The 6182-nt window shown below is 68.7% G+C and carries 5 protein-coding genes; 4 read left to right on the forward strand and 1 reads right to left on the reverse strand.

Annotated features, from left to right (window positions below; all coding sequences use genetic code 11):
• Window positions 1–710 precede the first annotated feature (710 nt).
• Entirely contained in the window at window positions 711–1820 is a 1110-nt protein-coding gene (locus ABEA43_RS67295; RefSeq protein ID WP_345581319.1) for a coiled-coil domain-containing protein, read from the reverse strand.
• A 160-nt stretch (window positions 1821–1980) separates the two neighbouring features.
• Between ABEA43_RS67295 and ABEA43_RS67300 the strand changes: the two genes are divergently transcribed.
• From ABEA43_RS67300 to ABEA43_RS67315, 4 genes are all read left to right on the forward strand, one after another.
• Complete coding sequence (locus tag ABEA43_RS67300; protein WP_345581322.1) at window positions 1981–3036, forward strand: tyrosine-type recombinase/integrase; 1056 nt, start codon at window positions 1981–1983, stop codon at window positions 3034–3036.
• A gap of 170 nt (window positions 3037–3206) precedes the next feature.
• The gene (locus ABEA43_RS67305) at window positions 3207–3557 is read left to right on the forward strand and encodes a DUF6247 family protein (RefSeq protein WP_345581325.1); all 351 of its coding nucleotides are present in this window, start codon (window positions 3207–3209) and stop codon (window positions 3555–3557) included.
• Window positions 3558–4428: 871 nt separating this feature from the next.
• Complete coding sequence (locus ABEA43_RS67310; RefSeq protein WP_345581328.1) at window positions 4429–5610, forward strand: coiled-coil domain-containing protein; 1182 nt, start codon at window positions 4429–4431, stop codon at window positions 5608–5610.
• A 372-nt stretch (window positions 5611–5982) separates the two neighbouring features.
• Window positions 5983–6182: helix-turn-helix transcriptional regulator (locus ABEA43_RS67315; protein ID WP_425570776.1), on the forward strand; the 200-nt coding region annotated here is incomplete at its 3' end.

Genomic DNA, 6182 nt, shown 5'->3' on the forward strand with positions numbered 1-6182 from the left:
ACGGTAAGCGGCACGGGTGTGCCTTCCCGACCGACGTTGGCGCGTCGGCCTATCTCGAAACCATGATCAGATGATTCGGGAAGGTACACCCTTCCCGTCAGATCCACAGGTTTCGATCATTGCTCGAAGGTTTCACCCAACCCTGGGTTCGTACTGGCATCCACTGGCATTCCCTGCTGACATTGTGTGGCAAAACAGCAGGTCAACTGGCTGATCGGCCCTGTCAGCGCATGGCAAAAATGCCACCCTTCGTCAGTAGAGAAGAGCGTCCCTCCGGGGAATATCGCTTGTCGAAGCGCCCAGGACTACGAGTCGTTGCTCGAGAGGCCCTAGAGGTAGGCAATGACGACACAGGGAGAGCTGTCGCGCCGCTTTCGCCCGAACATGGCATTCACCTGCGAAAATAGGAGTCTAGGCGCCGCGAGCGCCCCTCCTAGCGGCCTGACTCAAAAGATCTTGCTGACATCTCGTGGCAATCCCACTGACACCATGTGGCATAACCCCAGGACAATTTCGTGGCAATCCGCAAGCCGGGCTTCTCCCTCGCGTCCATTGCCAGCGAGCTGGGCGCGCCCCCCGACCGCTTGGACGCCGGTCAAAGAGTCACTACGCCACGGCGAACCCTCACGAACCGTTCTGCTGAGAGCTCGGGCCAGGTGACCGGACTACCGTGCCGCACGCGGCTGCCGTTCATCCTTTGGCGGCTGCGCCTAATGGCCGGACGAGGCGGCTGACCCAGGAGAGACAGGCTGTTCAGCGCTGTCCTGCTTGGTCAGCAATGCCTGCGCCACTGCGGCGGCGGTGACGGCTTCCTCGCGTTGTCGCTGAGCGCTCTTCAGCGTGCTGGCGAGGTCGGCGAGTTCGCCACGCAGCCGATCTGCCTCACCGACGGCGGCGGCTCGGGCCTGGGCAGCGGCCTCGCGAGCCTGCTCGGCTACGGCGGCCGCGGTGACGGCTCGTTCGCGCCGCTGCTGTTCGGTGGCCAGCGCCTGGCGCAGCCGGTCGGCCTCCTCGGCGTGCGCCGCGGCGATGCCGCGGGCCTGGTCGCGCTCCTGCTCGGCCTTCCGGGTCCGGGCTTCCTGTTCCTGCAGTTGGCGTCGGAGGCCGGTGAGTTCGTGCTGCCGGTCGTCGGCCTGCTGTTCCAGCTCGGCGATGCGATCGGTCGCGGTGGCGTGCAGTTCGGTCAGCTCGGTGGTTCGTCGGCGGGCAGTGTCTCGGTCCTGCTCGGCTTGTCGCTGCCGGGTGGCGGCGTCGGTGGCGAGTTGCTCGGCTTGGATGCGAGCGTTCTGGTGCTCGCCGACCTGCCGCCAGGCGTCCTGCTCGCGCTCCTCGGCGCGGTCGCGGGTGACCTCGGCCTGGGCGCGAGCTTGTTCGGCAGCAGCAATCCCCGTGGTGGCGGTGTTGGTCGCGGTCGTGGCGCGTTGCTCGGCCGCCGCGGCGGCGGCGCGTGCCTCCTCGGCGGCCTGTTCGGCGGCCTCCACCTGGGCCAGTGCGCCGCTGTTCAGCTCGGCGAGCTGGGTCTGCAGCGCCTGCTGAGCGGTTTGCCATCGTTCGCTGGCCGCCAGCAACGGCGTGAGGAGATCCTGGGTGCGCAGCAGGGCGTTGGCCATGGGGGTGGCATGCGCCGTGGTGCGGGCCCGGTAGGCGGCCGCCCGGCAGGCATCGCTGCAGTACTTGGCGCGGCTGCTGCGCCCTGGCAAGGCCTCGGCACAGCCGGGGCCAGCGCACCGCAGCTCCTCTGCCGTCCCAATTATCTCAGTATTGACCTTTTCGTCCCTTGCGCCCGATGCGTCCGCCGCAGTTTCCTGATCGTTCGTCACAGGTAGCAGAGTAGCGTTCGCCTCGTTCGATCGCATTAGTTTCGTGCGTTCGCAAACGCTGATGTCGACCGATCTGACCCGTGATAACCTTCCTTATCGCGGGTCAGGATCACAGTGCCGGACCGGCGTCGGAGGAGTGCGGAGCGGGCGGGAGACGGGCGTGCACGACGAGCGGGAGACGCTGCCGGCACCGGCGGCGGGGGAGCGGCCGCCGATTTACGCGCTTCCAGAAAATACCGGGAACGATGGCGGGCATACCGCCGCGGACTACGCGCTCAGCGCGCGCACCCAGGAGCGGATCGCCGACGGCGTGCCGGCCAACACCCGGCGCGCCTATGCCCGGCAGTGGGCGCTGTTCACCGGCTGGTGCGCCGACCATGGCCGTATCGCGCTGCCGGCCACCGCGCACACGCTGGCCGAATACACCTCTTTGCTGTGCGAGGCCGGCCAGGCCCCGGCCAGCATCGAGCAGGCCATCGCCGCGGTGCGCACCATGCACCGCCTGGCCGGCCACACCGGACGGCCCGAAACCGAATCCGCCCGCCTGGCGCTGCGCGCCTACAAACGCGATCGCGCCGAAGCCGGCGGCCGCGGCCAGCGCGAGGCCCCGCCCATCACCATCGACGCGCTGCGCGCCATGGTGTCCGCCTGCGACCTGGACACGCCGATCGGGCGGCGCGACCGGCTGCTGCTGGTGCTCGGCCTGGCCCTGATGGGCCGCCGCAGCGAGCTCGTCGCCCTCACAAGGGAGGACGTACGTGAGGTCGCCGACGGCCTCGAGGTCGCCATCCGCACCTCCAAGACCGACAAGGATTCGGCCGGCGAGACTATCGCCATCCCGCGCGGCAGCCATCCGCTGACCGACCCGGTCGCCGCCTGGCGCGACTGGCTGCACGTGCTCGACCAGGCCGGACACACCTCAGGGCGGCTGCTGCGGCGCATCAACCGGCACCGCGCCATCGGCCCCTCGCTCGGCGCCGACGCCGTCAACACCATCGTCCGCGACCTGGCCGTCCGCGCGAACGTACCCTCCGCGGAGATGGTCACCGCGCACAGCCTGCGCGCCGGCGGCGCCACCGTCGCCTACGCCGCCGGCGTCCCGGTCGCGGTCATCGCCAAACACGGCCGCTGGGCCCCCGCCTCACCCGTGGTTTTGCGGTACATCAGGGCCGTTGACCGCTGGCGGGATAACGCCATGCGCAATGTAGGGCTCTGACCAGGGAAACGCGCAGAACGGCGGGCGCGCAGGACCCCGTCAAACTCGTCCACCGCTTTCACGGACACCACCGTGTCCTGCGCCGACCGGGCCGGGGCGGCGACCTCGGGCACCACCTGACCAGGCGTTAGGCTGCCTCGCGTGCACCGACACGCGAGGAGAGGCCGGCAGTGAGCACCACACCGGAACCACAGCCGGACAAGACGCTGCCGGCGATCCGCCAGGCGCTGTCCCATCCCCGCGACCGGGAAGGGTTCGACGCAGGACTGCCGGTGGCCGTCGAGAAAGCCCGAGCCGCAGGCGACTGGCGCGAAGTCGAGAAATTCACACAAACATGGTGGATCGTCGCCTATGTCAGCAGCAAAGACCCCGCAGACCGGCAACGAGCCTGGGACGCCACCGACGACCTCCGACGCAGAATCGAGCGCGGCGAGGAGATCCCCGGCGTCCCACTGGAGGAGGTGCTCGCCAGGCGAGCCGCCGAACGGCAGAGGCCCAAACCGCACGGCGAACACCCGTGAACCGTGAAGCGGCCGAGCCTACGAGCAGTCGTCAACCGCGTCAATCCTGGTCGCCGTCCCAGCGGTAGCGCTCTCGCAGCAGTTGCTGCTCACGCATCGACAGCCCGGACACGGACAGGAAGTCCTCCAGACTCGTCCGTACGCGGCCAGGGCTGTGCCGCCAGGCATGTGTGACCAGATCGGCACGTCGGACGGAGACATCATAGCGGTGCCCCGCTGAGACTGCGCACGAAACTGTCCCTGGTGCGCAAGCCCGATCATGCTGTGAGGCGGCAGCGACCAGGCCCTGTTCATGACCAGGTCTACTGCAATGGAACTGACCAACCGCTGCAACCACCTGACGTAACCGCTGGTGGGCCGTCATTGGTCACGAGGCTTGCAGTGCTGATGCGTCACAACCTTTGCAGGACCCACAGTCCACAAGCGGGCGGGAAATTCTCCGACTTCGTCGGCCACATCCCGCGTGAGCGGGGGACCGTATGAGTGAACTCATAGGAAACAACACAGAACCCATCGGGAAAATGGCCACCGTCGCGGGCGGTCGACTACCGAGCCGCGATCGACCGGCGGGCCCGAGCAGAAGAGGAAACAACCGCTATGAGCGGTTTTGTTCCGTCCTGAGTACTGCAATCAGGTGACCAAACCACTGAAAGGGTGTGGCGAACGCCCATGAAATTTACGTGGCTGGTCCCAGAAAGATGCAGAGTCACAGCCACCTACGGTGAGAAGTCACATCGTCTGTTACTTGCGGGAATTCTGCCTTCTCGCAAGTAACTCAGGCTCTGCAGTAACGCAACGGATCTTGTTTTTTGATTTTGAATTTCTGGAAAATAGAAAATGGTAGGCTGTGTGGGTGGCTGAAGAGACGAGCGTGGTGACGCCTTGTAAGCACTGTGGAGCGGCGATTGAGCAGCGGCGGGGGAGAGGGCGGCCCAAGGCGTACTGCCCGGAGAAGGACTGTCAGGCGGCGGCCAAGCGGGAGCGGGAGTTGCGGCGGGCCACACCCGGGCTGGAGGGCGCGCTTGCCAGGGCCGAGCAGCTCTACGACCGGATGGAGAACGGGCTTGCCGCGGCCATCGAACCGCTGGCCAGGGCGTTGGCCGATGAGCTGAGCCCGGCCGGGGTCGAGGCGAAGCTGAGCGCGGTGCAGGCTGAGGCGCACACGCGCGTCGCGATCGCGCGTACTGAGCGGGAGCAGGCGTTCGAGCAGGTACGGCTGGCGCGCGAGGCCGCGGAGCACGCCCGCAGGCAGACGACCGAGATGCGGAACCGGCTCGAAGAGGCCGAAAACGAGCGGGAGACCGCGCTGAGCGATGCCGAGCAGGCGAGGGAGCAGGCGCTCGCCGCCCTGCGCGAGGCCGCGAGCACCGAACGCCAGGCGCTGCAGACGGCCGATGAGGCGCAGCGGCGCGCGAGCCAGGCCGAGAAGCGGGCCAAAGAGGCGGGCCGGCAGGTCGAGTTGACGGAACAGGCCAGGGATCAGGCCGTTCAGGAGCTGGCCGAGCGGGTCGAGCAGGCCGACCGGCGCGCGGCCGAGGCGGGGGCGCAGGCCGTACAGGCTGAGGGGGACGCTGAGCGGGCGCGGGAGGAAAGGGATCGGGCCCGGGAGGAGACGGCGGCGGCCGTGCGGGCGCGTGAGCAGGCCGAACGCGACGTGGTCGGCGCGAAGGCCCGGGAGGAGGCGGCGGCGCAGGAACGGGAGCGCGCCGTGGCGCGGGCTGTTGCGGCGGAGCGGGCGGTGTCCGAGGCGGAGCGTGATCGGGCGGTGGCGCTCAAGGACGCGGCGCAGGCCGCGGCCGAGTCGGAGCGGCTGGCGGGGAAGGTGACCGAGGTCGAGGCGGAGGGAGCCGCGGCGGTGGCCCGTGAGCGCAAGGCGATCTCCCGGGAGAGGTCACGCGCCGACGCGGCGGTGAAGGAGCGTGACGGGGCGCTGGCTGAGCTGCGGCTGGAGCGGGTGCGGCTGGCGGATGTCCGGGCTGAGCTGGAGGCGGCTCGGGCGGAGGCGGCCCAGTTGAGGGAACGGGCGGTCGCGGCGGAGTTGCGGCATGCGTAGCGGATCGGTGGCTGATCAATTTGAGGCTCGGCGACGGTGTGGCGCAGGTTCGGCGCTCATCAGTCCGGGCGTGTCGGCCAGGAACACCGGCCCGGCGGCGCGGCCGGCCAGCAGGCGGGACAGGATGCGGGCGGTGGGGTAGACCGGTGCACGTGCTCGATGACGCCGCCCTTGCTGGTGACGCGGGCGCGGCACCGCCCGGCTGCTGGCCGGGTGCAAGACCGGCCCGGTGTTTCTCGCCGACCGCAAGGCGTGCCCCTCGGTGGCGCTGGTCGAGACCCCCACTCGGGTCGCCGTCACCAGGGGCAAAGTAGCCCTGTGTGACTATCGTGACGCTACGTGGTTCGCAGAAATGCTCAGTTCTGACAGACCATGCCGCGCCACCGGATCGTTGTCGATTCCCGTAGTCAGCTGACCTACCGCGACCAGGCCGCAACGACGTCCGCCCGCCGAGTGGACCCCTACCGGCTCATCTACACCGGCCGCCGCTGGTATCTCCTCGCCTACGACCTGACACGGCAGGACTGGCGCACCTTCCGTACCGATCGCATCATCGATGCCACAGCCACCGG

It is taken from the genome of Nonomuraea rosea (assembly GCF_039539705.1).
Lineage (GTDB): Bacteria > Actinomycetota > Actinomycetes > Streptosporangiales > Streptosporangiaceae > Nonomuraea > Nonomuraea rosea.